Genomic DNA, 24713 nt, shown 5'->3' on the forward strand with positions numbered 1-24713 from the left:
CCTGCTCAGCCCTGGAGCGGCGTGTCGATGATCGCGAGCCGCTGCTCGTTCTGCTTGAAGTTGACGCTGGCGACCCCGAGCATGGAGCGGAGCTTGGCGTCCTCGACCTTCATCGGTCCGGGCGAGGGAGCGGCTCCCGGCGCCGGCTGCGGGAACGCAGTCGAGCGCGCGGTGTGGAAGGTGACGTTGCCCTCGACCTTCTGCATCACCTGGTGGATGTGGCCGTTCAGCACGGTGACCGAGCCAAAACCCTTGACGTATTCGAGCGCGCGGCCGCCATCCTCGGTGCCCCAGCCCCATTCCGGATAGACGGTCCAGAGCGGAATGTGGGCGAACAGCACGACCGGCGTCGATTTCGACTTGCCGCGGAGATCGTCCTCGAGCCAGGCGAGCTGCTCGGCGCCGAGATTGCCGAGGCCGCCGGCCTTGAGATCGACGACGTTGACGAGGCCAATGAAGTGCACGCCGCCGGCATCGAACGAGTACCAGCCCTGGCCCTTGGTGCCGCGGCCGTAGCGCTCGCGATAGAACTTCACTTCTTCGTCGATGAAGTCGTGCTCGCCCGGCACGTAGTGCACGTCGAGCTTGGTCTGCGAGATGATGCGCTCGGCATTGTCGAACTCGGCGGCCTTCGACAGATGGGTGATGTCGCCCGTGTGAATCATGAACGACGGCTTGACCGGCATCGCGTTGATCTTGTTGACGGCTTCCTCAAGCGTACCGAGCGCGTTGGGATTGGCCGGCTTGTCGAAGCCGACATGGCTGTCGCTGATCTGGAGGAAGGTCATGCCGGGCGCGTCCGCGGTCGCGGCTTGCGCGGAATCGATGATGCCGAGCGAGCGCGGCACGCCGCCCGTGACGGTCCAGAGCACCCCGGTGCCTGCCCAGGTCATGCATTCCAGCACCTTGCGGCGGCTGACGCCGTCGTCCCCGTGATCGTGTCCGCTCATCGCGCAGCTCCTCCGGCCCGGAATTGGGCTTCGGGGAGGTGATTGGGGGAGGGGTGGGTTTATTCCCGGGAAGGACGACTTGCCGAAGGATGACGATGACGTTTCCGTGAGCGGAGCTGTGCGAGGGACTACCGCCCATCCTCCAAAATCATCATCGCGCCTTTTTCCGCGATCATCGCGGTCGGCGTGTTGGTGTTGCCCGATGTGATGGTCGGCATGATCGAGGCGTCGACGATGCGCAAGCCGTCGAGGCCGTAGAAGCGCAGGCGCTCGTCCACCACCGCCATCGGGTCATTCACCGCGCCCATCTTCGCGGTGCCGACGGGATGGAAGATGGTGGTGCCGATATCGCCGGCAGCTTTGGCAAGCGACGCATCGTCGTCGCCGACGGAGGGGCCGGGCAGATATTCGGTCGGGCGATATTTGGCTAGCGCCTTCTGCTGCATCAGGCGGCGGGTGGTGCGGATGGCATCGGCGCCGACCCGGCGGTCGTCGTCGGTTGACAGATAATTTGGCGCGATGATCGGCTTCTCGTCTGGACTCGCCGCGCGCAGCCGCACGGTGCCGCGCGAGGTCGGCTGGAGATTGCAGGCGCTCACGGTGATCGCCGGGAAGCGGTGCAGCGGATCGCCGAACTTGTCGAGCGACAGCGGCTGCACGTGGAACTGGATGTTGGCGCGTGCCCGCGTCGCATCGGAGCGTGTGAAGATACCGAGCTGCGACGGCGCCATGGTCAGCGGACCGCGGCGGCGGAAGGCGTAGTCGAGCCCCATCAGGCCGCGGCGGACCAAATTGTAATAGGTCTCGTTCAGCGTGCGCACGCCCTCGACCTTGTAGATCGCGCGCTGCTGGAGATGGTCCTGGAGGTTGCGGCCGATGCCGGGCTTGTCCATGACGATGTCGATGCCGAGCGGCGACAGCCAGTCGGCAGGTCCGATGCCGGAGCGATGCAGCACTTGCACCGAGCCGATCGAGCCAGCCGAGAGGATCACCTCGCGTTTGGCACGCGCCTCGATGATCTCGCCGTTCTGGATGAAGCGCACGCCGACGGCGCGGCCCTGCTCGATGATCAGACGGTCGACCAGCACGTGCTTCTCGAGCCGCAAGTTCGGGCGGTTCAGCGCCGGCTTGAGGAAGCCACGCGCCGACGACCAGCGCCGGCCGCGCTTCTGGTTGACGTGGAAATAGCTGGTGCCTTCGTTGTCGCCGGTGTTGAAATCCGGGATGCGCTTGATGCCCATCTCCTCGGCGGCGTCGCCGACGGCATCGAGGATGTCCCACGACAGCCGCGGCGCCTCGATGCGCCAGCCACCGCCGGCGCCGTGATGCTCGCTCGCGCCGAGGAAGTGGTCTTCGAGCCGCTTGAACAGCGGCAGCACGTCGTCATAACTCCAGCCGGTCATGCCGAGCTGGCGCCAGTGATCGTAATCGGCGGCCTGTCCGCGCATCGAGATCATGGCGTTGATCGCCGAAGAGCCGCCGATCACCTTGCCGCGGGGATAGGCGAGCGATCGGCCGTTGAGGCCGGGCTCGTCCTCGGTCTTGAACATCCAGTCGGAGCGGGGATTGCCGATGGCGAAGAGGTAGCCGACGGGAATGTGGAACCAGATCCAGTTGTCGTCGCCGCCCGCTTCGAGGATGAGGACGCGGTGTCCTGGATCGGCCGACAGCCGGTTGGCGACGATGCAGCCCGCCGTGCCGGCTCCGACGACAATATAGTCAAACTCACCTTCGAGCCGTCTTGGCATTCTGCTTCCATCCGGATGGTCCACTTAGCGTTCCGTCCTAATAGGCAGAGGCGGCGGACCGGACAAGTCCGGCCATGTCCGGCGGACAGGGCTAGGCCCCGATCCCCGGCAGTTGGGTGGACTGGCGCTTGCATGTTAGACAGTCCTGTATTTCAACAAAGCTTGAGACCCTCCATGCCCATCGTGAACCGTGTCGCCGACCTTCAACCCGATATTCAGGCCTGGCGCCGGGACATCCATGAGCATCCCGAACTGCTGTATGACGTACACCGCACCGCAGCATTCGTCGCGGATCGGCTGCGCGAGTTTGGCTGCGATGAGGTCGTGACCGGCCTCGGCCAGACCGGTGTGGTCGGCGTGATCAAGGGCAACAGGCCGGCCGGCGAGGGGCTCAAGGTGATCGGCATGCGCGCCGACATGGATGCGCTGCCCGTCGATGAGCAGACCAATTTGCCTTACGCCTCCAAGACTCCGGGCAAGATGCACGCCTGCGGCCATGACGGCCACACCGCGATGCTGCTCGGCGCGGCCCGCTATCTCGCCGAGACCCGCAATTTTGCCGGCGATGCCGTGGTGATCTTCCAGCCGGCTGAGGAGGGCGGCGCCGGCGGCTTGGCCATGGTCAAGGACGGCATCATGGAACGCTTCGGCATCGAGCAGGTCTACGGCATGCACAACGGCCCTGGCATCCCGGTCGGCTCTTTCGCGATCCGGTCGGGTCCGATCATGGCGGCGACCGACGAGGTCGACATTATGATCGAGGGCCTCGGCGGCCACGCCGCACGTCCGCACAAATGCATCGATTCCGTGCTGGTCGGTGCACAGGTGATCACGGCGTTGCAGTCGATCGTCGCGCGCAGCGTTGATCCGCTGGAATCGGCGGTGATCTCGATCTGCGAATTCCACGCCGGCAACGCCCGCAACGTCATCCCGCAGACCGCGACGCTGAGGGGCACCATCCGCACGCTGTCGCCGGAGGTGCGCAAGCTGGTCGAGAAGCGCGTGCACGAAGTGGTGGCGGGCGTGGCGCAGATCACGGGCGCCAAGATCGATTTGCACTACAAGCGCAACTATCCCGTCGTGAACAACCACGCCGCGGAGACGGAAGTCGCGCGGCGTATTGCGAAGCAGGTTGCGGGCGAGGCCAACGTGCACGAAATGCCGCCGCTGATGGGCGGCGAGGATTTCGCCTACATGCTCGAAGCGCGCCCTGGCGCCTTCATCTTCTGCGGTAACGGCGACAGCGCCGGACTGCATCATCCCGCCTACAATTTCGACGACGAGGCGATCGTTTACGGCACATCCTACTGGGTCAAGCTGGTCGAGGAATCGCTCGCGGCGTCGTAAGGCTGCGCGGAAGCACAAATGAAAGGGCCCGTGCATCGCACGGGCCCTTTGTTTTGGAGTGATGGGGGCGGCTGTCAGAAGATCCGCGAGAAGATCACGTAGAGCGTCCCCGACAGCAGGATGGCGACGGGCAGGGTCAGCACCCAGGCCATCAGCATGTTCCTGAGGGTGGCGAACTGGAGTCCGGACCCGTTGGCGGCCATCGCTCCTGCGACGCCTGATGACAGCACGTGGGTGGTCGAGACCGGCAGGCCGAACATGTCGGCGGCGCCGATGGTCGCGGCGGCGACGAGCTCGGCGGAGGCACCCTGCGCGTAAGTCAGGTGGGTCTTGCCGATCTTCTCGCCGACGGTGACGACGATGCGCTTCCAGCCGATCATGGTGCCGAGGCCGAGCGCGATCGCCACCGCAACCTTCACCCAGGTCGGGATGAACTTGGTGGCGCTGTCGAGCCCGCCCTTGTAGGCGTTCAAGGTCGCGACCTCTTCCTTGTTGAGGTCGTTTTCCTTGTCCTTCATCAGGAAGCGGATCGCTTCCGAGGTCAGGTACATGTCGTTACGAGTGTTGCCGACCGCTTCGGCCGGCACCTTGTTCAGCGAGCCGTACTTCGCGACCTGGTCGCCGACATCCTTCACCAGCACCGCCAGCGAGGGATAGGTGCCTTCGGCGATGTGATGCGAGGTGATGTACTGAGTCACCGCGGGACGGGGGTCGCCGATGATGCTGTGGCCGGCGCCCTTGGCCGCAACCACCTTGGAGGCCGCTTCCGAGACCTTCTGGAACTGGGCGACCTGCGATTCCGGCAAGGCGCGGTTGAGCGCGTAGGCGGTCGGCACGGTGCCGATCAGGATCAGCATGATCAAGCCCATGCCCTTCTGGCCGTCGTTCGAACCATGCGCGAAGCTGACGCCGGTGCAGGTCGCAATCAGCAGGCCGCGGATCCAGAGAGGCGGCGCCTTGTGGCCATCCGGCGCGGCGTACAGAGCCGGGTTCTTGACGATCGTCTTCAGCAGCAGCAACAGCACCGCGGCGCAGACGAAGCCGACCAGCGGCGACAGCAACAGCGCGTAGCCGATTTCGGTAGCCTTGCCCCAGTCGACGCCGGACGTGCCGTCGCGGCCGCGCATCAATGCGTTGGCAACGCCGACGCCGATGATCGAGCCGATCAGGGTGTGCGAGCTCGATGCCGGCAGGCCGAAATACCAGGTGCCGAGATTCCACATGATCGCAGCGATCAAGAGCGCGAACACCATGGCGAAGCCGGCGCTGCTGCCGACCTGAAGGATCAGCTCGACGGGCAGCAGCGACACGATGCCGAAGGCAACCGCGCCGCTCGAGGTCAAGACGCCCAGGAAGTTGAAGAGACCGGACCACATCACCGCGGCTTCCGCCGGCAGCGAGTGAGTGTAGATCACGGTCGCCACCGCATTGGCGGTATCGTGGAAGCCGTTGACGAACTCGAAGCCCAGGGCAATCAAGAGCGCGACGAACAGCAGCATATAAGGCAGATAGCTCGTGACCTTGGTGCCGGTCGCGTCGACATCGGCGTAGATGCTGTAGGAGACGTACAATACGCCGACGGCGAGGATGCCGAAGAACAGGATCATGGTGAGTGGGTTGAAACCCTTGTCGAGATTCGGCCGGGAGGCCGGCTGGATCGGCGCGCCGTCGGCTACCGCTCCGTCAAATGCTACATCGGTCATGTTTGGACGCCCCTTAACTTTCTGTAAGGGCTATTGTCCCCGATGGATTTGAAGGCTGGATGACAACCAGCGCTTGAAAGTCGTTTTCCCGCCTGTATTTAGGCGGCGCGCGCCGCTTTCTTCTGCATGCCGGCGACGATCTTCAGATCTTCGACAAAGCGCTGATATTCCAATGCCTTGGCTTCCGCATCAGGCAGCCGCAGCAGGTAAGACGGGTGCACCGTCACCAAAGCCTTGCGTCCGTCGGGAAGGTCTATGAGCCGTCCGCGGGTCTTGCCGATAGGGGTGATCTTGCCGAACACGCTTTGCGCGGCGGTGGCGCCCATCGCCACGATGAGATCGGGCTGGATTGCCGAGACTTCCCGCTCATACCACTGCCGGCAGGCCCGGATTTCCGGCGTCGCCGGTTTCTGGTGGAGGCGGATTTTTCCTCGGGGTACGAATTTGAAGTGCTTGACCGCGTTGGTGACATAAACCTTCTTGCGGTCGACGCCGGCTTCCTCCAGCGCGCGGTCGAGCATCTGGCCGGCCGGGCCGACGAAGGGGTGGCCGGCGAGGTCTTCCTTGTCGCCGGGCTGCTCGCCGACCAGCATGATATTGGCGGACTTCGGACCTTCGCCGAATACCGTCTGGGTCGCGTTCTTGTAGAGATGGCAGGCGCGGCAGTGGGCGGCCTCCTCGCGGAGCGCTTCGAGATCGTCGGCTGCGGTCTTGCGTTTCATCGGAGCCTCCGGCCGCTTTTGAGGCTTGTGCGGATCGGTTGCGGCATTGGCGATCATGGCGCCGGTCATGCGTTCGGCATCCTCGATCAAAGGCTTAATGATCGAAGCCTCGGGCAGGTTCCTCCAATATTTCTTCGGCATCTCGGCCTGCATCGCCTTCACCTTGAGCCGGGCTGGATTGAAGATGCTGGCGTAGTAGCGCCGCCAGGTTTCCTCCAGCCGGTCTTCGCCCGGCGCCTCGCTCTTGCTCACGCCTGAGGTGAACGAGAGCGCGTGGCCGTCCCAATGCGCGCAGAGGTCCGGCGTCAGGATCGACCAGGGCATGTCGGCAAAGCGCTTGGCGAAGAACGGCGCGGCGAGCTCGACGATGTGATGCTCCGGCTCGAACCAGGCGACGTAGTGCGCGTCGCGTTCGCGGCCGATCTCGCGGAAGCGCACGAAGGCATGCATCTTGTGCTCGTCGCGATGGACCGCTCTTGCCATGGCCGTGACCTGCGCGACATAAGGATCGGTCGCGACCTCCATGAGATCGTGATTGTCCTTCAGCCGAAAGAGCAGGCGATAGAGGATGGCAAAACGCTCGGGATCGTGATGCAGGATTGCGGCCTTGGCGAGCTCGACGAATTTTGCCGGCACGTTGAAGGTGCCATCGCCGCCTTCCGGCAATGGAGACGGCGAGGGCGGCGCGAACAGCTCCGCTTCGCCGCCCTGCACGGCCCAGGTGACATCCAACGGTTTTACCTTGTGAAGCACGAGCGCACGCGCGGCTTTGCGCCAGCCGTCGAAATCGGTTTCGGTGTCGAGAGTGATGTACTGCATCAGAAGCCAAATCCCAGTTGCGTTGCCTTGGGCTTGAACCGTTCGATCAGCCGCGCCTCGTCGAGGCGATGTGGCGAGGGGCGGTGATCGCTGAGGACGATGAACGGCAGCGCCTTGTTCCGAGGCACATGCAGCCGTGCGAGATCGGAGAGGCGGATCGTGGTGGTGCGCCGTGTCGCGATGATGCGTTCGACCGCCTTGGTGCCGAAGCCCGGCACGCGCAGCAGCTCCTCGCGGCTGGCACGGTTGACGTCGAGCGGGAAGCGGTCGCGATGGCGCAGTGCCCAGGCGAGTTTCGGATCGATGTCGAGCGGCAGCATCGCGCTGTCGTCGACGATCTCGCCGACGTCGAAACCGTAGAACCGCATCAGCCAGTCGGCCTGGTAGAGCCGGTGCTCGCGCAGCAGCGGTGGCGCGCGCAGAGGCAAAGCGCGGCTGGCGTCGGGGATCGGGCTGAACGCGGAATAGTACACGCGCCTCAGCCTGTATGAACCGTAGAGATTGGCGCTGGTGTGGAGGATGGTGTGGTCGGAGGCCGCGTCGGCGCCGACGATCATCTGCGTGCTTTGTCCGGCCGGCGCGAAGCGCTGCGGCTTGGCTTTCGTCTTCGCGCTGCGGCTTTCCTCGGCCTCGTCGAGCTTCAGCCGCAGCCGGCCCATGGTGCGGCGGATCGCGCGCACGTCCTTCTCGGGCGCGAATTGCTGCAGGCTGGTTTCCTGCGGCATCTCGATGTTGATGGAGAGACGATCGGCATATTTGCCGGCCTGCGTGATCAATGCATCGTCGGCCTCCGGGATGGTCTTGAGATGGATGTAGCCGCGGAAGTGATGCTCCTCGCGCAGTTTTCGCGCGACGCCGACCACTTGCTCCATGGTGTAGTCGGGGCTGCGGATGATGCCGGAGGATAGGAACAGCCCTTCGATATAATTGCGCCGGTAGAAGTCGAGCGTGAGCTTGACGACCTCGTCGATGGTGAAGCGGGCGCGCGGCACATTGGAGGAGGCGCGGTTGACGCAATAGAGGCAGTCGTAATTACAGGCATTGGTCAGCAGCACCTTGAGCAGCGAGATGCAGCGTCCATCAGGCGCATAGGAATGGCAGATGCCCATGCCCGGTGCGGTCGAGCCCATGCCCTTGCCGTCGCTGGAATCCCGCTTCTCGGTGCCGCTGGAGGCGCAGGACGCGTCGTACTTGGCGGCGTCTGCCAGAATCTCCAGCTTGCGTTGCACGTCCATATGTGAATCCCTTTGATTCAGCTCATGAATCCCGAAGAGTGCCAATTCGATTGACTCCTGGGCCGCCGTTAGCTTTATATTAGAACATACCATGAACAATTGAGCCAGCCGCTGGTTCTCTTTTTGAGAGCCATCGGCAATCACCTCTGAAGGAGCGGCGAGCATGAGCGGCGCACGCATCAGCGCGCTTGCGACCTTGCGCGGCCAGATCGAGCGCATCGAGACGGCGGAGGTCGTGCATCAGCACGATCGCGTCGCGCTCGGCCACGGCGAGGCCGACAGCGCGCTGAAGGGCGGACTCGCGCGCGCGGCGATCCACGAGGTGTTTTGCGAGGGCCGACAAGGCGCGGCCGCGACGGGTTTTGTCACCGGGCTTGCGGGTCGCATGACGGCCCGCAAACCGCTGCTGTGGGTGCGGCAGGATTTTTCGGACATGGAAACCGGCGCGCTGTCGATGAGCGGGCTCGCCGAGCTCGGCCTCGATCCGCGTCGCGTGGTGATGGTGCGCGCGGCCGATGTCGAGAGCGCGCTGCGCACCTCGGCCGATGCGCTCGCCTGCGATGCGCTAGGGGCGGTCGTGCTCGAGCTCTGGGGTGAGGCCAGGCAGTTCGATCTCGTGGCGAGCCGCAAGCTGACATTGGCCGCGCAGTCTTCAGGCGTGACTGGCCTGTTGCTGCGGATGGCCGCGCAGCCGCTGCCTTCGACCGCGGAGACGCGATGGATGCTGCGCGCAGCGCATTCGCCGCCGGGGCCGGTGTGGAGTGCCTGGGGCGCGCCGCGCTTCGATGCCGAGCTCTTGCGCAATCGCCATGGCCCGTGCGGCCGATGGATCATGGAATGGAAATGTGATGAGTGCCAGTTCTCTGAATCGTCGACGTATCCTCAGCCTGTGGCTGCCGCGCCTGCCCATCGACCGGATCCAGCGGTTTTTCAGCAGCGCCGGACTGGGTAAGACCAAAGCGTTTTCAAGCGAAGTGGGTACCGGTTCGCGTGAAGAAAACGCGTCAAAACAAAAAGATGAGCCCAGCATCGTCGTTGCCAAGGACAACAACGCGCTGGTGATCCATGCGCTGGACGAGGCCGCCGAGCGTCTGGGTCTGTATATCGGCCAGCCGCTCGCGAATGCCCGGGCGATGTGTCCGGACTTGAAAGTGTTCGACGCCGATGTCGTGGCCGATGCGAAGACGCTCAGCGATATCGCCGACTGGTGCGACCGCTTCACGCCGCTGGTGGCGCTCGATCCGCCGCACGGGCTGTTTCTGGACATCACCGGCTGCGCGCATCTGTTCGGCGGTGAAGCTGCGCTGTTGCAGACCCTGGTCCGTGCCCTCGATCGCCAGGGCTTTGCCGTCAGCGCGGCGATCGCCGGCACCTCGGTCTGCGCACGCACGCTGACGCGGCAGGTCACGGGCACCATCGTCGCCGATGGCGGGGAGGCGGCGGCGATCAGCCGGTTTCCGGTGTCCGCGCTTGGTGCAGGCGAGGCCATCACCACCGGTTTGCGCCGCGCCGGCCTGAAGACGATCGGCGATGTCGCTTCCCGCGCGCCGCATGAAATCACGGCTAGGTTCGGTGCGCGGTTCTCCACGCTGCTTGCGCATGCGCTGGGGCAGGGCGATGCGCCGATCAGCCCGCGAAAACCGCTGCCCGACTACATCGTGGAAAAACGCTTTGCCGAGCCGATTGCGACCGACACCATGATCGCGATGACGCTGTCGCGCCTCGCCGACACGTTGATCGCGTCGATGGAGAAGCAAGGCAAGGGCGCGCGGCGCCTCGAGGCAGCCTTCTTCCGCACCGACGGCGCGGTGCGCGCGATCATGGTCGAGACCGGACGTCCCGTGACGCGAAGCGCGATGATCGATCGGCTGTTTCGCGAGCGGCTCGATGCGCTCGCCGATCCCCTCGATCCCGGTTTCGGCTTCGACATGGTGCGCCTGTCGGCGAGCCGCACCGAGATCGTCGTGCAGGAGCAGCGCGATCTCGACGCCCATGTCCACGACAATGACGAGTTGGCCGCGCTGATCGACCGCGTCGCCGCGCGCATCGGCGGAAAGCGCGTCGTCGTGCATCTGCCGCAGGACACCCATATCCCTGAATGCGCGGTGCTGGCCGCACCGGCGCAACATCATCTCGCCGCCGCCATGCAGGCCGAATGGCCGGCGCGTGCCGAGAGCGAGCCGCCGCTGCGCCCGCTCAGGCTGTTCGACAAGCCGGAGCCGGTCACGGTACCGTTCGCGACCGTGCCGGACGGACCGCCGCATCAATTCACCTGGCGCCGCGCGCAGCATGCGGTGGTGCGGGTGGAGGGGCCCGAGCGCATCGCCATGGAATGGTGGCGGCAGGACGGCAGGCAATTGACGCGGGATTATTTCCGCATCGAGGACGCCGCAGGCCTGCGGTTCTGGATCTTTCGCGATGGTCTCTACGACGAGCTGATTGACGATGAGGGCAAGTCCATTCCCGCGAAATGGTATGTGCATGGTCTCTTCGCATGACCACATCCGCTTATGCCGAGATCGGCATCACCACCAACTTCTCCTTCCTGCGCGGCGGCTCGGATCCGCGCGCCTATGTGCATCAGGCCAGCATCCTCGGCATTCCCGTGATCGGCATTGCCGATCACAACACGCTCGCCGGTGTGGTGCGCGCCTACAAGGAGCTCGACAATGCCGAGGTGCTGCACAAGCCGAAGCTTCTGATCGGCACGCGCATCGTCTTCATCGACGGTACGCCCGATATTCTGGTCTATCCGCGCGACCGCGCCGCCTATGGCCGGCTGTGCCAGCTTCTCACCAGGGGCAAGCGCGGCGACGACATCACGCGGATCGAAAAGGGCGAGTGCCGTCTCACCTTCGCCGATCTCCTTGCGTTTTCGGAAGGCCAGTTGCTGGTGCTGACGCTGCCACATCGTTTTGAGCCTGAGCAGGCGCTGGATGTTCTTTCAAAGCTGAAGGCAAGTCGCGCCGAGGGCGTGTGGCTGGCGGCAAGCCTGGTCTATCGCGGTGACGACCGGCGCCGGCTGGCTGGGCTCGATGATCTCGCAGCCAAAGCCAAAGTGCCGCTGCTTGCGACCAACGAAGTGCTCTACCACCACCCCGCGCGCCGTCCCCTCCAGGACGTGCTGACCTGCATCCGGGAAAAAACAACGATCGAGGCGGTTGGACGGAAGCTGGAAGCCAATGCAGAGCGGTTTCTGAAGACGCCCAGGGAGATGGCGCGGCTGTTCCGCGATTTCCCTGAGGCGATTGCCGAGACCATGCGCTTTGCGGACAAGATCACCTTCTCGCTCGATCAGCTCAAATACCAGTATCCGGACGAGCCGGTGCCGCCGGGCAAGACCGCGCAAGGGCATCTGGAGGATCTGACCCGGGCGGGTGTGCAGAAGTATTTCGGCGGCAACATCGACGACAAGCTTCGCGCCACTCTCAAGAAAGAGCTCGCGCTGATCGCCGAGCTGAAATACGCGCATTACTTCCTCACCGTGCACGACATCGTGCATTACGCGCGCAGCCAGAACATTTTGTGCCAGGGGCGGGGATCGGCGGCGAATTCGGCGGTCTGCTATGTGCTGGGCATCACCTCGGTCGACCCGACCAAGGTCGATCTGCTGTTCGAGCGCTTCATCTCCAAGGAGCGGCTGGAGCCGCCCGACATCGACGTCGATTTCGAGCATTCGCGGCGCGAGGAGGTGATGCAATATGTCTATCGCCGCTACGGCCGCCACCGCGCCGCGATCATTGCCACCGTCATTCATTATCGCCCGCGCAGCGCCATCCGCGACGTCGGCAAGGCGCTGGGCCTGACCGAGGACGTCACCGCCGCGCTTGCCGACACCGTCTGGGGCAGTTGGGGCAAGGGCCTCAACGACATGCAAGTCAGGCAGGCCGGCCTCGATCCGCAAAATTCCATGATAAACCTCGCGGTCGAGCTCGCGACCGAGCTGATCGAATTCCCGCGCCATCTCTCCCAGCATGTCGGCGGCTATGTGCTTACGCAAGACCGGCTCGACACCTATGTGCCGATCGGCAATGCCGCGATGGACGACCGCACCTTCATCGAATGGGACAAGGACGACGTCGACGCGCTCAACATGATGAAGGTCGACGTGCTTGCGCTCGGCATGCTGACCTGCATCAGGAAATGTTTTGATCTGATCGAGCAGCACAAGGGACAGCGTTACGCGCTTGCGGACATCAAGTCGGAAGATGACGACGAGGTTTATCAAATGCTGCAGCGAGGAGAATCGCTCGGCGTGTTCCAGGTCGAGAGCCGCGCGCAGATGAACATGCTGCCGCGCCTGAAGCCGCGGACCTTCTACGATCTCGTCATCGAGGTCGCGATCGTGCGCCCGGGGCCGATCCAGGGCGACATGGTGCATCCATATCTGCGGCGGCGGAATCGTGAGGAGAAGGAAAATTATCCGGCTCCGTCGTCCGAGTATGGAGAGCCGGACGAACTCTATAAGGTGTTGCACAAGACGTTGGGGGTGCCCCTGTTCCAGGAGCAGGCCATGCGGATTGCGATCGTGGCCGCGGGCTTTACCCCGGAAGAGGCCAACGGATTGCGGCGTGCCATGGCGACGTTCCGCAACGTCGGGACGATCGGCTCTTTCGAAGAAAAAATGGTCGGCAACATGATCCGCCGGGGGTACGATCCTCAATTTGCCAAAAACTGCTTCGAGCAAATCAAGGGGTTTGGCTCCTACGGCTTTCCGGAGAGCCACGCCGCGAGCTTCGCGCAGCTCGTCTACATCTCCTCATGGTTGAAATATCACCACCCCGACGCCTTCTGTTGCGGCCTGCTGAACTCGCAGCCGATGGGCTTTTACGCGCCCGCGCAGATCGTCAGCGACGCCATCAAGAACGGCGTCAAGGTGCGCGACATCGACGTGTCCTACAGCTTTGCGCAGAACACGCTGGAAAACACCGACGACAAATATTGTGCCGTGCGCCTGGGCTTCCGCCAGATCGACGGCTTTCACTGGCTCGATCCGGATGAAGAGTTTCTCAAAAAGGAACAGGCGAGGCGGCAGGGCAAGGACTACGTCACGCCGGAAGATTGGGCCGACCGCATTGTCGCTGCCCGCAACCGCCGTCCCTTCACCTCGCTCGAAGATTTTGCTCGCGACACCGGCCTGCCCAAGCGCGCACTGATCCTGCTCGCCGATGCCGACGCCTTCCGCTCGCTCGGGCTCGACCGTCGCGAGGCGCTGTGGCAGGTGCGGCGGCTGCCTGACGATGTGCCGCTGCCGCTGTTCGAAGCCGCGACCGCGCGCGAGCAGCCGGACGAGCACGCCAAGCTATTGCCGGTGATGCCGCGCTCCGAGCAGGTGGTCGCGGATTACCAGACCATCCGGCTATCGCTCAAAGGCCACCCGATGGAGTTTTTGCGCGAGATGTTTTCGCGCGAGCGCATCGTCGCCTGTAAGGACATCAGCCACGAGAACGAGCGGCGCCGCGTCCGCTGCGCCGGCGTGGTGCTGGTGCGGCAACGGCCCGGCAGCGCCAGCGGCGTCGTGTTCATGACGCTGGAGGACGAAACCGGCATCGCCAATGTCGTGGTGTGGCCCAAGATCATGGAGCAGTACCGGAAAGAAGTGATGGGCGCGCGCCTCATCGAGGTTCAGGGCTATATCCAGAGCAGCCCCGAAAAGGTGACGCATCTCATCGCCCAGCGCATGATTGATCGCTCGCACGATCTGGTCGGCCTTGCCAATGACGCTCTGAGCCGCAAGCGTCCATCAGGCGCCGACCTGCTTGAACCGCTCAACGACGACCGCCGCGATCACGTCGACACACCCGCCCAAAAAATCCGCCACCCCCGCAACGTCCGCATCCTGCCGCCGTCGCGGGATTTTCATTGAGGGCGGTCGGCTCACTCCTCAACGTCGTCCTGGCGAAAGCCAGGACCCATTACCCCGACGGGGTGTTGTGTTGCTTGCCGCCGGCCAAGCAACTCGGAATCCTCGCAAAACCACTCCCTGTGGTTATGGGTCCTGGCTTTCGCCAGGACGACATCGCGTGTGTGGTTGATTGCGTCGTTCAAGCCCACCCTCACTCCGGCGCGGCCCCCACTGGCGGGCCGCCGGGCGGGCGGTGCAGGAAGGTCAGCGAGGCGTAGGCGCCGGCCCAAGAGCCGATCGCGGCGAAGGCCACATAGAACGCGTTCTCGGTATAGCTGATCACGGCATAGGACGAGAGCAGGTACCAGACCGCGCTCCAGTTCGCCGCCGGCACGCGCTTGCGCGCGATTACGGCCGAGGTGAACATCACATAGACCGCATCGGTGGCTGCCGTTGCGATGAACACGGCGCCTGCGGTGAGGGGGTCGATGGCGGCCATTGTGGTCCTTTCCGTGATAGTGAGATGTTCGCGAAGCTAAGGGAGAGTAACGGTCATGCAAAGCCCCGCCAGCATTCTCAGCGATATCTGGACCTCCGCCGGCGGTGATGCGGCCGCGCTCGCGCGCGTGCGGCTGACCGGAGAAGAGCCGCACATTCCGTCCTCGTTTCGTGTCGCGCTCGCCGGACAGACGACGATCGCCGCCGCCGGCCTCGCCGCCGCCGAAATCTGGAGATTGCGCAGCGGCGAAGTGCAGGATGTCTCCGTCGACATGCGCCACGCCGTCGCCGAATGCAGATCCGAGCGCTATTTACGCGTCGACGACAAGCCGCCGCCGCCGGCCTGGGACGCCATCGCCGGCGTCTACAAAACCGGCGACAACCGCTTCGTCCGCTGCCACACCAATTTTCCGCATCATCGCGACGCCGTCTGCAAGGTGCTCGGCTGCGAGCCCGAGCGCGAGAAGGTGCAGGCCGCTTTGATACAATGGAAGGGCAAGGATTTCGAGACGGCGGCCTATGCCGCAGGCGGCGTCGTTGCCCTGATGCGCTCCTGTGACGAATGGTCGGCGCTGCCGCAGGCCCGCGCGCTCGCCGACTTGCCGCTGGTCTCGATCGAGAAGATCGGCGAGGCCCCGCCGAAGCCATGGCCAAAAGGCGATCGTCCGCTTGCAGGCCTTCGCGTGCTCGATCTCTCCCGCGTCATCGCAGGTCCCGTCGCCGGCCGCACGCTCGCGGCGCACGGGGCGGATGTGTTGCTCGTGTCAGGGCCCGATCTGCCCGCTATTCCCTGGCTGACCATCGACACCGGCCGCGGCAAGCTCACCACCTTCCTCGAGCTGAAGAGCGAGGCGGGCAGGGCGCAGATGCGCGCGCTGTTGAAGGACGCCGACATCTTCTCGCAAGGCTATCGCCCGCGCGCGCTTGCCGCTCTCGGCTTCTCGCCGGAGGACGCAGCGGAGATCAACCCCGGCATCGTCTACGTGACGCTGTCGGCCTATGGCCATGCCGGCCCCTGGGCGGAGCGGCGCGGCTTCGATTCGCTGGTGCAGACCACGACCGGCTTCAACCATGCCGAAGGTCAGGCCGCCGGCCTCGATGGTCCCAAGGAATTGCCGGCCCAGATGCTCGACCACGCCACCGGTTATCTGATGGCGTTCGGTGCGATGATGGCCAAGACGCGCCAGGCCCGCGAAGGCGGCAGCTGGCACGTGCGCGTGTCGCTGGCGCAGACCGGACGTTGGCTGTGGAATCTCGGACGGCTCGAACGCGGCCTCGACACCCCGGATATTACGGGCGAGGACGTACATGCTGCATTCATCGAGAGCGTGCCATCTGGCTTCGGCACGTTGAAGGCGGTGCGTCATTCAGCACTGCTGTCGAAGACGCCGGCACGATGGAGCCGTCCGGCGATGCCGCTCGGCAGTCATCCGGCACAGTGGCCGGCGAGAAGCTGACGTGAAGCTGACGCGTCGCAAAATTTTAACGTAAACCGAAAGGTGCCCCGCGTTTTTTAGGTTGTTTGAAATCACAATTCGGCACTATTAGCGCGATCGATGAGGCAGGCATCCGCCGGTATCATCGCAGATATGACCGGGCCCCATGGTAGTTGAGAATACCAAGCGATTGCAGGTGCTTACAAAACAACGGATGATCACATCCGTAGTTTTACTGGCACTTGCCGGTGCCGGGGCCTACGGCTACCTCTCGGCGGGGGCCAAGGATAAGAGCCACTCCGAGGTCTCCAGCCAGTCGCGCAGGAATGCGCAGAACTTCACGCCCACGCCGTCGGAATGGGCGACGCTGACGATCGAGCCGGTCAAGGCCAAGACCTTCCGGGCCGAATATGTCACCGAGGGCAAGGTCGCGGTCGACGAGGACCGTTCGACGCCGGTGTTCTCGCCCTATGCAGGCCGGGTGACCAAGCTGCTCGCCAAGCCGGGCGAGATGCTGAAGCAAGGGCAACCGCTGTTCACAATCGAGGCCGCCGACACCGTGCAGGCCCAGAACGATTTCATCGCGGCAATGACTTCGCAGAACAAGGCGAAGTCGGCGATCGATCTTGCCGACATCCAGTTCAAGCGCGCCAAGGACCTCTACGAGGGCCATGCCATCCCGCTGAAGGACTATCAGCAGGCGGAAGCGACCCAGGTTCAGGCGCAGAACGACATGCGCTCCTCGGCGACGGCGCTGGAGGCCTCGCGCAACAAGCTGCGCATCCTCGGCTTCACCGACGAGACCATCAAGGCGTTCCAGGACAAGGGCGCCATCAATCCGGAAGTCACGATCTATTCGCCGATCGCGGGCACGGTCGTGCAGCGCAAGATCGGCCCCGGCCAGTACGTCAATTCCGGCGCCAGCGATCCGGTCTTCGTGGTCGGCGACCTCTCCACGGTCTGGCTCACCGCCTTCGTGCGCGAGAGCGATGCGGCCGCCGTGTGCATCGGGCAGGACATCACGGTCAACGTGATGGCGCTGCCGGGCCGTCCCTTGACCGCGAAGATCAACTACGTCGCCGCCGCGATCGATCCGAGCACCCGCCGCCTGCTGGTCCGCGCCACCATCGACAACAAGGACGGCCTGCTCAAGCCGGAGATGTTCGCCAACGTCACGATCTATTCGGCCGGCGACCGCGCCGCCCCGGCGGTGCCGAAACAGGCGTTGATCTACGAAGCCGACAAGGTCCGCCTCTGGGTCGCACGCGAGGACAAGTCGGTCGAGCTGCGCGAGATCAAGATCGGCCTCATCAACGGCAACCTCGTCGAGGTCACCAGCAATCTGAGACCTGGCGAGCAGATCGTCACCAAAGGCAGCCTGTTCATCGACCGCGCGGCGTCCGGCAGCTGATCGACGACCCAAGAAAATTGAAAACCTGAATGGATCGTCTCGTCGCCCTTGCCGTCAATCGGCGCTTCCTGATGGTCGGCATGTTCTTTGCCGTGCTGATCGGCGGCCTGATCGCGTTCAACCAGCTCAACATCGAGGCCTACCCCGATCCGACCGCGCCGATGGTCGACATCGTAACGCAGAGTCCGGGCCTGTCGGCGGAGGAGATCGAGCGCTACATCACCATTCCGATCGAGACCCAGGTCGCCGGTCTGAAGAACGTGACGACCATTCGCACCATCTCGCTCTACGGCCTCTCCGACGTCAAACTGCAGTTCTCCTTCGCCTACACCTATGACGAGGCGTTGCAGCAGGTCTTGAACCGCCTGGCGCAGCTCGCGCCGCTGCCCGGCAACGTGCAGCCGCAGATCTCGCCGCTCAGCCCGATTGGCGAAATCTTCCGCTACCGTCTCGTCGGCCCGCCGAACTACAGCGTGCTCGACCTCAAGACCATCCAGGACTGGATCCTGCAGCGCCGCTTCCGCGCCGTGCCCGGCGTGATCGACGTCACCGGATGGGGCGGCAAGAGCAAGACCTACGAGCTCCAGGTCGACTTCAACAAGCTCGTCGCCAACGGCCTGACGCTGCCGCAATTGCTTCAGGCGGTCGGCAATTCCAACGTCAATGTCGGCGGCAACACGGTCAATATCGGCCAGCAATCCGCCGTTGTGCGCGGCGTCGGCCTGATCCGGTCGATCGACGACCTCGCCAATACGATGGTCTCGCAGACCAACGGCAATCCGGTGCTGGTCAAGGACGTCGCCACTGTCACCGTCGGCCAAAAACCCCGTCTCGGCATTGCCGGCCTCGACGATGCCGACGACATCGTGCAGGGCATCGTGCTGATGCGCCGCGGCGAGCAGAGCTCGCCAACCATCAAGCGCGTCCACCAACTCGTTCAGACCATCAACGATTCCAGCATCCTGCCGCCGGGCGTGCGCATCGAGCGCATCTACGACCGCGGGGACCTGATCGAGCTCACCACCCACACCGTGCTGCACAACATGGTGATTGGCATTCTGCTGATCGTGCTCTTGCAGTGGATCTTCCTCGGCGATCTGCGCAGCGCGCTGATCGTCGGCGCCACGATTCCGTTCGCGCTGTTCTTCGCGGTGATCATCCTGGTGTTGCGCGGGGAATCGGCGAACCTGCTCTCGGTCGGCGCGATCGATTTCGGCCTGATCGTCGACGCCACCGTCATCATGGTGGAGGCGATCTTCCGGCGCCTGACGCAGACGACGCCGATGTCGGAATCCGAGCAGATGTCGCCCGAGACGCTGTTCGGCATGAAGAGCCACGCCATCCTCAGCGCGGCGGCCGACGTCTCGCGCTCGATCTTCTTTGCCGCCGCCATCATCATCGCGGCCTTCCTGCCGCTGTTCACGCTCTCCGGCGTCGAGGGCAACATCTTCGGACCGATGGCCCGGACCTATGCCTACGCACTGGCCGGCGGGCTGCTTGCGACGTTCACCGTCACCCCGGCGCTGTCCGCGATCATTCTGCCGGCGCATGTCCGCGAGACCGAGACCAAGGTGATGCTGATCCTGCACCGGATCTACATGCCGGTGCTGAATTGGGCCGTTGCCAACCGCGGCATCATGCTCGGCGGCGCGGTCGGCCTCGTGCTGATGACGGTTGCGCTCAGCCGGCTGCTCGGCCTCGAATTCCTGCCGAAGCTGGAGGAGGGGAATCTCTGGATCCGCGCCACGCTGCCGCCGACCATCTCGCTCCAGGAAGGCAACTCCTACGTCAACGAGATGCGCAAGGTGATCCGCGCACGGCCTGAAGTGGAATCCGTGGTGTCGCAGCACGGCCGCCCCGATGACGGCACCGACGCCGCCGGCTTCTTCAACGCCGAGTTCTTCGCGCCGCTCAAGCCCGCAAGCCAATGGCCCGGCACCCACGACAAGGAAGAGCTGACCGCGCAACTGCTCAAGCAGCTCGACGATCGCTTCCCCGGCGTCGAGTTCAACTTCTCGCAATACCTGCAGGACAACGTCTCCGAAGCCGTCTCCGGCGTGAAGGGCGAGAACTCGATCAAGCTGTTCGGCAGCGATCTCCAGGCGCTGACCGACACCGCCAACAAGATCAAGTCGGTGCTGGCCACCGTGCAGGGCGTCACCGACCTCGCGGTGTTCACCTCACTCGGGCAGCCGACCATCCAGATCGACATCGACCGCGCCAAGGCCGCGCGCTATGGCCTCGCGCCGGGCGACATCAACGCCACCATCAAGGTCGCAATCGGCGGCGACACCGCCGGCGACATCTACGAGGCCGGAAGCGACCGCCACTTCCCGATCATCGTGCGCCTTGCGCCGGAATTCCGCAGGAGCGCCGAGGTCATCCAGAATTTGCGGATCGGCGCGCCTGGCCCGAACGGTACCGTGACGCAGATTCCCTTGAGCGAGGTCGCCAGCATCAGCTTGGTCTCGGGTGCTGCCTACATCTATCGCGAGCAGCAGGAACGCTATCTGCCGATCAAGTTCTCGGTGCGTGAGCGCGACCTCGGCAGCGCGATCCGCGAGGCGCAGCAGAAGGTCGCCGCCCAGGTGCAGCTACCGCCCGGCGCGCACATGGACTGGGTCGGCGAATTCGGCAATCTCCAGGACGCGATCCGGCGCTTGTCGATCGTGGTGCCGATCTCGCTCGCGCTGATCGGCGTCCTGCTCTGGTTCAATTTCGGCTCGATGACCGATACGCTGCTCGCCATGAGCGTGATCCCGATGGCGATCTTCGGCGGCGTGCTCGGCCTCTTGATCACCGGCACCGCCTTCAGCGTCTCCGCGGCGATCGGCTTTATCGCGCTGTTCGGCATCGCCGTGATGGACGGGATCATCATCCTGTCGCAGTTCAACCAGCTCATCGAAGAAGGCATGGATCGCGTGAGCGCGGTGATCCGCACCGGCGAATTGCAGCTCCGGCCCGTGTTGATGACCTGCGTCGTCGCCGGCATCGGCCTGCTTCCGGCGGCGCTGTCGGAAGGCATCGGCTCGCAGGTGCAGAAGCCGCTCGCGGTCGTCGTCGTCACGGGCATGATGCTGGCGCCGGTCGTGATCCTGGTGACGTTGCCGGTCCTGATCTCCTTCTTCTCCCGCCGCGCACGCTGACGCAACTAACCCAGCGCGTGCTGCGCGATCCGCACCAGCATCATGGTGCCGAGCCCGAGCAGCACCAGGCTGGCGAATCGGCTGCTCAACGAAAGCATCCGCGGCGTCAGCCGTGACCGTGCGCTGGCCACCATCGTGCTCAGGACCATCCACCAGGCCGCCGAGCCTACGAACACGCCCGCGACCAGTGGGGCTGCTGCCGACTGCGTGGAGAACGCGTGCAGCGCCGCCAGGAACAGGATGACCGTCAGCGGATTGGTCAGCCCCAGCGCGACGGCGCTGAGATAGGCGTGTGTCAAACGCACCGCGTCGGCCTGGCCGGTCTCCTGAAGCACGATCGAGTTGCGATGGGTCCTGATCGCGAACCACAGCAGCGTGAGCGCCGAGACGATGCCGAAGCCGACGGCATTGGCCTCGACCCAGGGCTGTGCAAGCGAGCCCAATCCCAAGACCGCGAGGATGCTGTAGGTGAGATGGACGGTCGCCGCACCGAAGCCTGTTGCGAGACCCGTGGCCATGCCCGATGCCAATGTGCGCTGAATGCACAGCATGCCCATTGGTCCGATGGGGGCGGCGACGGTAAAACCAATTCCAATGCCGGAGAAAAGCGCGGCAAGATAATGCGATAAAGGCATGCATCCGCACGAACAAATGAAACCTGTGCGCGTGCGTACCTGCGAAAGGGAATCGTCGCCTCAACCGAACGGGTGAAAAGCGAAAGGGAACCCGAACACGTTCGTGTGAATCAAAGTCGTCGTGTTCTCGTGACAACAGTTCCATTGCGCGGCATGGAATCGCGTCGGGCTTTGTTTGAACCTAATCCGAGCTGTCGCGACTCAGAACCCGTAGAGTTGCGCGGGATTATCGACCAGGATCTTCTTGCGCAGATTTGCGTCCGGCGCCCACACCGGAAGCTGGTTGAGCAGGCGGCCGTCGTCAATCTGATAGAGCGGCGCGATGTCGGTGGCTTTGCGTCCCTCGACGCGGCTCGAATCCGGATGCGGCCAGTCCGTGCCCCAGACGATGCGGTCCGCATTCGCCGCGATCAGCGCGCGGGCATACGGCACCATGTCCTGATAGTCGGGTGCGAGCTTCGACGAGCGGTAGGCGCCGGAGATTTTCACGTAGGCCTTGCCGGATTTGACGAGCTCGATTAGGTCGGCAAAGCCTGGCTGCTCTAGCCCGAGCGAGGCCTCGAGCCCGCCAAAATGGTCGAACACCGCGGGCACGGGTGAAGCCAGCACGAGTTCCTTGATCGCCGAGATCATCGGCAGCGTGGTGTAGAGCTGCACGTGCCAGCCGCGCGCCTTCATGCGCTCGACGGCGGTCGTGAAGCGCGCTCGGCCGACATTGGGATCGCTGACGCCGCCGGTTGCGAGATTGATGCGGATGCCGCGGAAGCCGTCCGTCTGCATCGTGTCGAGCTGGGCCTCCGTCGTCTTGTCATCGATCACCGCCACCCCGCGCGCGGTCGCGCCGCGCGCCTTCATGCCGAACAGGGTGGAGGAATTATCGGTGCCGTAGACGCTCGGCGTCACGATCACCACCCGCTCGATATGCAGCGCCTTGTGCAACGCGGCCATTTCCTCCGGTGAAGCCGGCTCCGGCGTGTAGACGCGGCCTGCGAAAAACGGAAATTTTTCGACATCGCCATGGATGTGGGTGTGACAGTCGCAGGCATGGGCCGGGACGTCGAAATTGACCGGCGTCGCGGGCTGCGCGGCACGTGCGTGGGCTTTGTTGGACATGGCAACTCCGGCGGCGAGGGAGGCAAGCAGGACGCTGCGTCGGCTGAGCATGATTTCTCTCCCCGTTTTGTTATTTGGCGGTGGCGTCGGGACAGTATCACATCAGCCCGGCAGCCGCTGCGCTTCGCTGCATAGCTGCTCGACGAGGTCCGCAAGCGGGCGTGAGCCGTCGACGCGCACGACCGGGCAGGGCAGCTTCGCGAGCCACGCTTCATCTTTTGCGAGACTGCGGCCGTCGCGATCGCCGGCTTCGTAGTGCGAGGCCCAGTCGACGAACGACTCCGCCTCCTCATGACGCCAGCCGCCCTGTGCGACGGCATCCGCTCCGAAATGCGTAGCCTCGCGGTCACGCAGGCGCTGCAAGCGAAGCTCGCGCGGCGTCGTCACAAAGACGACGAGATCGAAGAATGTGACGAGCTCGTCGCCCCAGCCGGTGACGGTTCCGCTCAGTACCCAATCGAGCCGCGGCAAAAACATCTCGCGCATCAGGCGCAAACGCTCGGCGGCAGGGCGTGTCGTCTGGTAGGGCGGCGCCGTCGGCAGCCAGAAATAATCATCGCTGTCGTGATGCGGCAGCGCAAGCCTGCCGGCGAGCGCGCGACCGATCGTCGTCACGCCGGAGCCGGAGGCTCCCATCAGATGGATTCGGCGGCTTTTCATCGGCACCAAGGCGGACGATTTGAAGCTACTGCCCGGACGGCGTGCGCAGACCGTGCCAGGCGTCGCGGACTTGCTGGTAGTGCACCTCGGGCAGATAGTCCGGCGTGTTCAGGCTCAAGGTCTTGACGTCGAGATGGCCGACGGCGCTGAGCAGCGTGTAGGAGGCGATGACGCGGTCGCGATTGGCGCCGATCAGGCGGGCCTTGGCCTGGATCAAATCGGCCTGCGAGTTCAGCACATCCACCGTCGTGCGCTGTCCACCCGCGGCCTCGCGCTGCACGCCCTGGAGGGCGACGGTCGCCGCCTTCACTTCGGACTCCGAGGCCGAGACCGCAATCTTGGCGCCTTCGTTGGCAACCCACGCGCTGACCGCCGCCGTGCGCGCCTGGTTGCGCACCTGGTCGAGCACGAGCCGGCTCTGCGCCGTGATCTCCTTGGCCTGCCTGGTCTGTGCGGCGGCCTGGCCGCCGTCGTAGATCGGCACGGTGACATTGGCGACGATCGAGGCCTGATCTTCGGCGAAGGTGCCGAGCGTCGGGTCGTTGTTGCGGCTTTTGCTGGCGCTGCCCTGAACGCTGGCGCTCGGCAGCAGCGCGCCCTCGGCGACGCGGATGTTGGTGGAGGCGACGTCGACGTCGAAGCCGGCGGCCATCACCGCCGGGTGCTGCCGGATCGCCATCGTCAGCGAGTCCTCGCGGCTCTTCGGCAGATAGCGGTCGACGACTTCGGCAGGACGGAGCTGCGACGGTGCATTGCCGATCACTTGCGCATAGGTCGCCTGGCTGATCGCAAGCGCGACTTCGGCGGCGTTGAGATCGGAGAGCCCGCGGTTGAGCCGCGCCTCGGCCTGTGCGCTGTCGGTCGGCGTGACGTCGCCGGCGTTGAGGCGGCGCTGGGTGACGGACAGCGTCTCGCGCAGGAAGGCGACGTTGGAGCGCTGCGCCTCGACCAGCGACTGGTTGGCCAGCACGTTGGTGTAGGCGGTGACGGCATCGAGCAGCACGCCCTGGCCGACATTGCGCAGCGCCTCGCGGCCAGACTGCACCTGGAGTTCGGCTGCCCGCACGTTGTTGGCGGTGCGGAAACCGTTGAACAGGGTCTGCGTCACGGTGACGCCAATGATCCACGGCTTCAGATTGGCTGTCTGGATGGTGTTGTCGGGCAGCAGATTGCGCACCGATTGCAGGCCGGCGCTGAGGCTCGCCACGATTTGCGGGCGGTAACCGGCGAGCGCCTGCGGCACGTTCTCGTCCGTGGCGCGTTGCCGCGCACGTTCGGCATTGAGCTGCGGATTGGTCTGGTAGGCCTTGGCGAGCGCCTCCGGCAGGGCTTCCGCCCCTGCTGCGGAGGGAAGGGCGCACGAGAGCGCCAGCGCGGTCCATGTTGCAAGCACTGGAGCCACGCCCGATCGATGCCGCGTCATCACGCGACCAGCTCTGGCGGCA

General features: G+C 64.5%; 17 protein-coding genes. 7 read left to right on the top strand and 10 right to left on the bottom strand.

Annotated elements, in window-relative coordinates:
• Positions 1-5 precede the first annotated feature (5 nt).
• Complete coding sequence (locus tag IVB31_RS01455; protein ID WP_247317678.1) at positions 6-950, bottom strand: metallophosphoesterase; 945 nt, start codon at positions 948-950, stop codon at positions 6-8.
• A 128-nt stretch (positions 951-1078) separates the two neighbouring features.
• Positions 1079-2698: a GMC family oxidoreductase N-terminal domain-containing protein gene (locus IVB31_RS01460; RefSeq protein ID WP_247317680.1), complete on the bottom strand. Its 1620-nt coding sequence runs from the start codon at positions 2696-2698 to the stop codon at positions 1079-1081.
• A 174-nt stretch (positions 2699-2872) separates the two neighbouring features.
• Between IVB31_RS01460 and IVB31_RS01465 the strand changes: the two genes are divergently transcribed.
• Positions 2873-4045 (top strand): M20 aminoacylase family protein, encoded by a 1173-nt coding sequence (locus tag IVB31_RS01465; RefSeq protein WP_247317682.1) that lies wholly within the window; start codon positions 2873-2875, stop codon positions 4043-4045.
• Positions 4046-4119: 74 nt separating this feature from the next.
• On the opposite strand, the gene IVB31_RS01470 is transcribed toward IVB31_RS01465, so the two are convergent.
• From IVB31_RS01470 to IVB31_RS01480, 3 genes are all read right to left on the bottom strand, one after another.
• Positions 4120-5748: an inorganic phosphate transporter gene (locus tag IVB31_RS01470; protein WP_247317684.1), complete on the bottom strand. Its 1629-nt coding sequence runs from the start codon at positions 5746-5748 to the stop codon at positions 4120-4122.
• A 98-nt stretch (positions 5749-5846) separates the two neighbouring features.
• The gene (locus tag IVB31_RS01475) at positions 5847-7289 is read right to left on the bottom strand and encodes a UdgX family uracil-DNA binding protein (RefSeq protein WP_247317686.1); all 1443 of its coding nucleotides are present in this window, start codon (positions 7287-7289) and stop codon (positions 5847-5849) included.
• Positions 7289-8524 (bottom strand): putative DNA modification/repair radical SAM protein, encoded by a 1236-nt coding sequence (locus IVB31_RS01480; protein ID WP_247317688.1) that lies wholly within the window; start codon positions 8522-8524, stop codon positions 7289-7291. Before IVB31_RS01480 ends, IVB31_RS01475 begins: the two co-directional genes overlap by 1 nt.
• A gap of 163 nt (positions 8525-8687) precedes the next feature.
• Here IVB31_RS01480 and IVB31_RS01485 point away from each other — a divergent pair, with 163 nt between their 5' ends.
• The 3 genes from IVB31_RS01485 to IVB31_RS01495 are packed head-to-tail and all read left to right on the top strand — an operon-like array spanning position 8688 to position 14390.
• On the top strand, positions 8688-9476 hold the full coding sequence (locus tag IVB31_RS01485) for a DNA repair protein (protein ID WP_247317690.1): 789 nt from the start codon (positions 8688-8690) through the stop codon (positions 9474-9476).
• Positions 9373-11022: a DNA polymerase Y family protein gene (locus IVB31_RS01490; RefSeq protein ID WP_247317692.1), complete on the top strand. Its 1650-nt coding sequence runs from the start codon at positions 9373-9375 to the stop codon at positions 11020-11022. The genes IVB31_RS01485 and IVB31_RS01490 overlap by 104 nt, the downstream gene beginning before the upstream one ends.
• On the top strand, positions 11019-14390 hold the full coding sequence (locus IVB31_RS01495; RefSeq protein ID WP_247317694.1) for an error-prone DNA polymerase: 3372 nt from the start codon (positions 11019-11021) through the stop codon (positions 14388-14390). Before IVB31_RS01490 ends, IVB31_RS01495 begins: the two co-directional genes overlap by 4 nt.
• A gap of 190 nt (positions 14391-14580) precedes the next feature.
• Here the strand turns inward: IVB31_RS01495 and IVB31_RS01500 are convergent, their stop codons facing one another.
• Positions 14581-14868, bottom strand: coding sequence for a hypothetical protein (locus IVB31_RS01500; RefSeq protein WP_008136644.1), 288 nt, complete (start codon positions 14866-14868; stop codon positions 14581-14583).
• Between the two features lie 55 nt (positions 14869-14923).
• Between IVB31_RS01500 and IVB31_RS01505 the strand changes: the two genes are divergently transcribed.
• The 3 genes from IVB31_RS01505 (at position 14924) to IVB31_RS01515 (ending at position 20860) form a co-directional block, all read left to right on the top strand.
• Complete coding sequence (locus IVB31_RS01505) at positions 14924-16324, top strand: CoA transferase (RefSeq protein ID WP_247317695.1); 1401 nt, start codon at positions 14924-14926, stop codon at positions 16322-16324.
• A gap of 145 nt (positions 16325-16469) precedes the next feature.
• On the top strand, positions 16470-17714 hold the full coding sequence (locus IVB31_RS01510) for an efflux RND transporter periplasmic adaptor subunit (protein WP_247317697.1): 1245 nt from the start codon (positions 16470-16472) through the stop codon (positions 17712-17714).
• Positions 17715-17743: 29 nt separating this feature from the next.
• A complete protein-coding gene (locus tag IVB31_RS01515) occupies positions 17744-20860 on the top strand; it encodes a CusA/CzcA family heavy metal efflux RND transporter (protein WP_247317699.1) in 3117 nt (1038 codons plus the stop codon).
• A gap of 5 nt (positions 20861-20865) precedes the next feature.
• Here IVB31_RS01515 and IVB31_RS01520 read toward each other — a convergent pair whose 3' ends face one another.
• From IVB31_RS01520 to IVB31_RS01535, 4 genes are all read right to left on the bottom strand, one after another.
• Entirely contained in the window at positions 20866-21495 is a 630-nt protein-coding gene (locus IVB31_RS01520; protein ID WP_247317702.1) for a LysE family transporter, read from the bottom strand.
• A gap of 201 nt (positions 21496-21696) precedes the next feature.
• Complete coding sequence (locus tag IVB31_RS01525; protein WP_247317705.1) at positions 21697-22659, bottom strand: amidohydrolase family protein; 963 nt, start codon at positions 22657-22659, stop codon at positions 21697-21699.
• Positions 22660-22710: 51 nt separating this feature from the next.
• Positions 22711-23268 (bottom strand): hypothetical protein, encoded by a 558-nt coding sequence (locus IVB31_RS01530; RefSeq protein ID WP_247317708.1) that lies wholly within the window; start codon positions 23266-23268, stop codon positions 22711-22713.
• Between the two features lie 25 nt (positions 23269-23293).
• Complete coding sequence (locus IVB31_RS01535; protein WP_247317711.1) at positions 23294-24691, bottom strand: TolC family outer membrane protein; 1398 nt, start codon at positions 24689-24691, stop codon at positions 23294-23296.
• Between the last annotated feature and the right edge of the window lie 22 nt (positions 24692-24713).

It is taken from the genome of Bradyrhizobium sp. 21 (assembly GCF_023073335.1).
In the GTDB taxonomy this organism is placed as follows: Bacteria; Pseudomonadota; Alphaproteobacteria; order Rhizobiales; family Xanthobacteraceae; genus Bradyrhizobium.

Bases quoted from the DNA above. Each gene is read 5' to 3' on its own strand.
- IVB31_RS01470 (WP_247317684.1), bottom strand. From the start codon at position 5,748: ATGACCGATGTAGCATTTGACGGAGCGGTAGCCGACGGCGCGCCGATC.
- IVB31_RS01500 (WP_008136644.1), bottom strand. From the start codon at position 14,868: ATGGCCGCCATCGACCCCCTCACCGCAGGCGCCGTGTTCATCGCAACG.
- IVB31_RS01535 (WP_247317711.1), bottom strand. From the start codon at position 24,691: ATGACGCGGCATCGATCGGGCGTGGCTCCAGTGCTTGCAACATGGACC.
- IVB31_RS01480 (WP_247317688.1), bottom strand. From the start codon at position 8,524: ATGGACGTGCAACGCAAGCTGGAGATTCTGGCAGACGCCGCCAAGTAC.
- IVB31_RS01485 (WP_247317690.1), top strand. From the start codon at position 8,688: ATGAGCGGCGCACGCATCAGCGCGCTTGCGACCTTGCGCGGCCAGATC.
- IVB31_RS01525 (WP_247317705.1), bottom strand. From the start codon at position 22,659: ATGCTCAGCCGACGCAGCGTCCTGCTTGCCTCCCTCGCCGCCGGAGTT.
- IVB31_RS01530 (WP_247317708.1), bottom strand. From the start codon at position 23,268: ATGAAAAGCCGCCGAATCCATCTGATGGGAGCCTCCGGCTCCGGCGTG.
- IVB31_RS01520 (WP_247317702.1), bottom strand. From the start codon at position 21,495: ATGCCTTTATCGCATTATCTTGCCGCGCTTTTCTCCGGCATTGGAATT.
- IVB31_RS01460 (WP_247317680.1), bottom strand. From the start codon at position 2,698: ATGCCAAGACGGCTCGAAGGTGAGTTTGACTATATTGTCGTCGGAGCC.
- IVB31_RS01490 (WP_247317692.1), top strand. From the start codon at position 9,373: ATGAGTGCCAGTTCTCTGAATCGTCGACGTATCCTCAGCCTGTGGCTG.
- IVB31_RS01495 (WP_247317694.1), top strand. From the start codon at position 11,019: ATGACCACATCCGCTTATGCCGAGATCGGCATCACCACCAACTTCTCC.
- IVB31_RS01455 (WP_247317678.1), bottom strand. From the start codon at position 950: ATGAGCGGACACGATCACGGGGACGACGGCGTCAGCCGCCGCAAGGTG.
- IVB31_RS01505 (WP_247317695.1), top strand. From the start codon at position 14,924: ATGCAAAGCCCCGCCAGCATTCTCAGCGATATCTGGACCTCCGCCGGC.
- IVB31_RS01475 (WP_247317686.1), bottom strand. From the start codon at position 7,289: ATGCAGTACATCACTCTCGACACCGAAACCGATTTCGACGGCTGGCGC.
- IVB31_RS01515 (WP_247317699.1), top strand. From the start codon at position 17,744: ATGGATCGTCTCGTCGCCCTTGCCGTCAATCGGCGCTTCCTGATGGTC.
- IVB31_RS01510 (WP_247317697.1), top strand. From the start codon at position 16,470: ATGGTAGTTGAGAATACCAAGCGATTGCAGGTGCTTACAAAACAACGG.
- IVB31_RS01465 (WP_247317682.1), top strand. From the start codon at position 2,873: ATGCCCATCGTGAACCGTGTCGCCGACCTTCAACCCGATATTCAGGCC.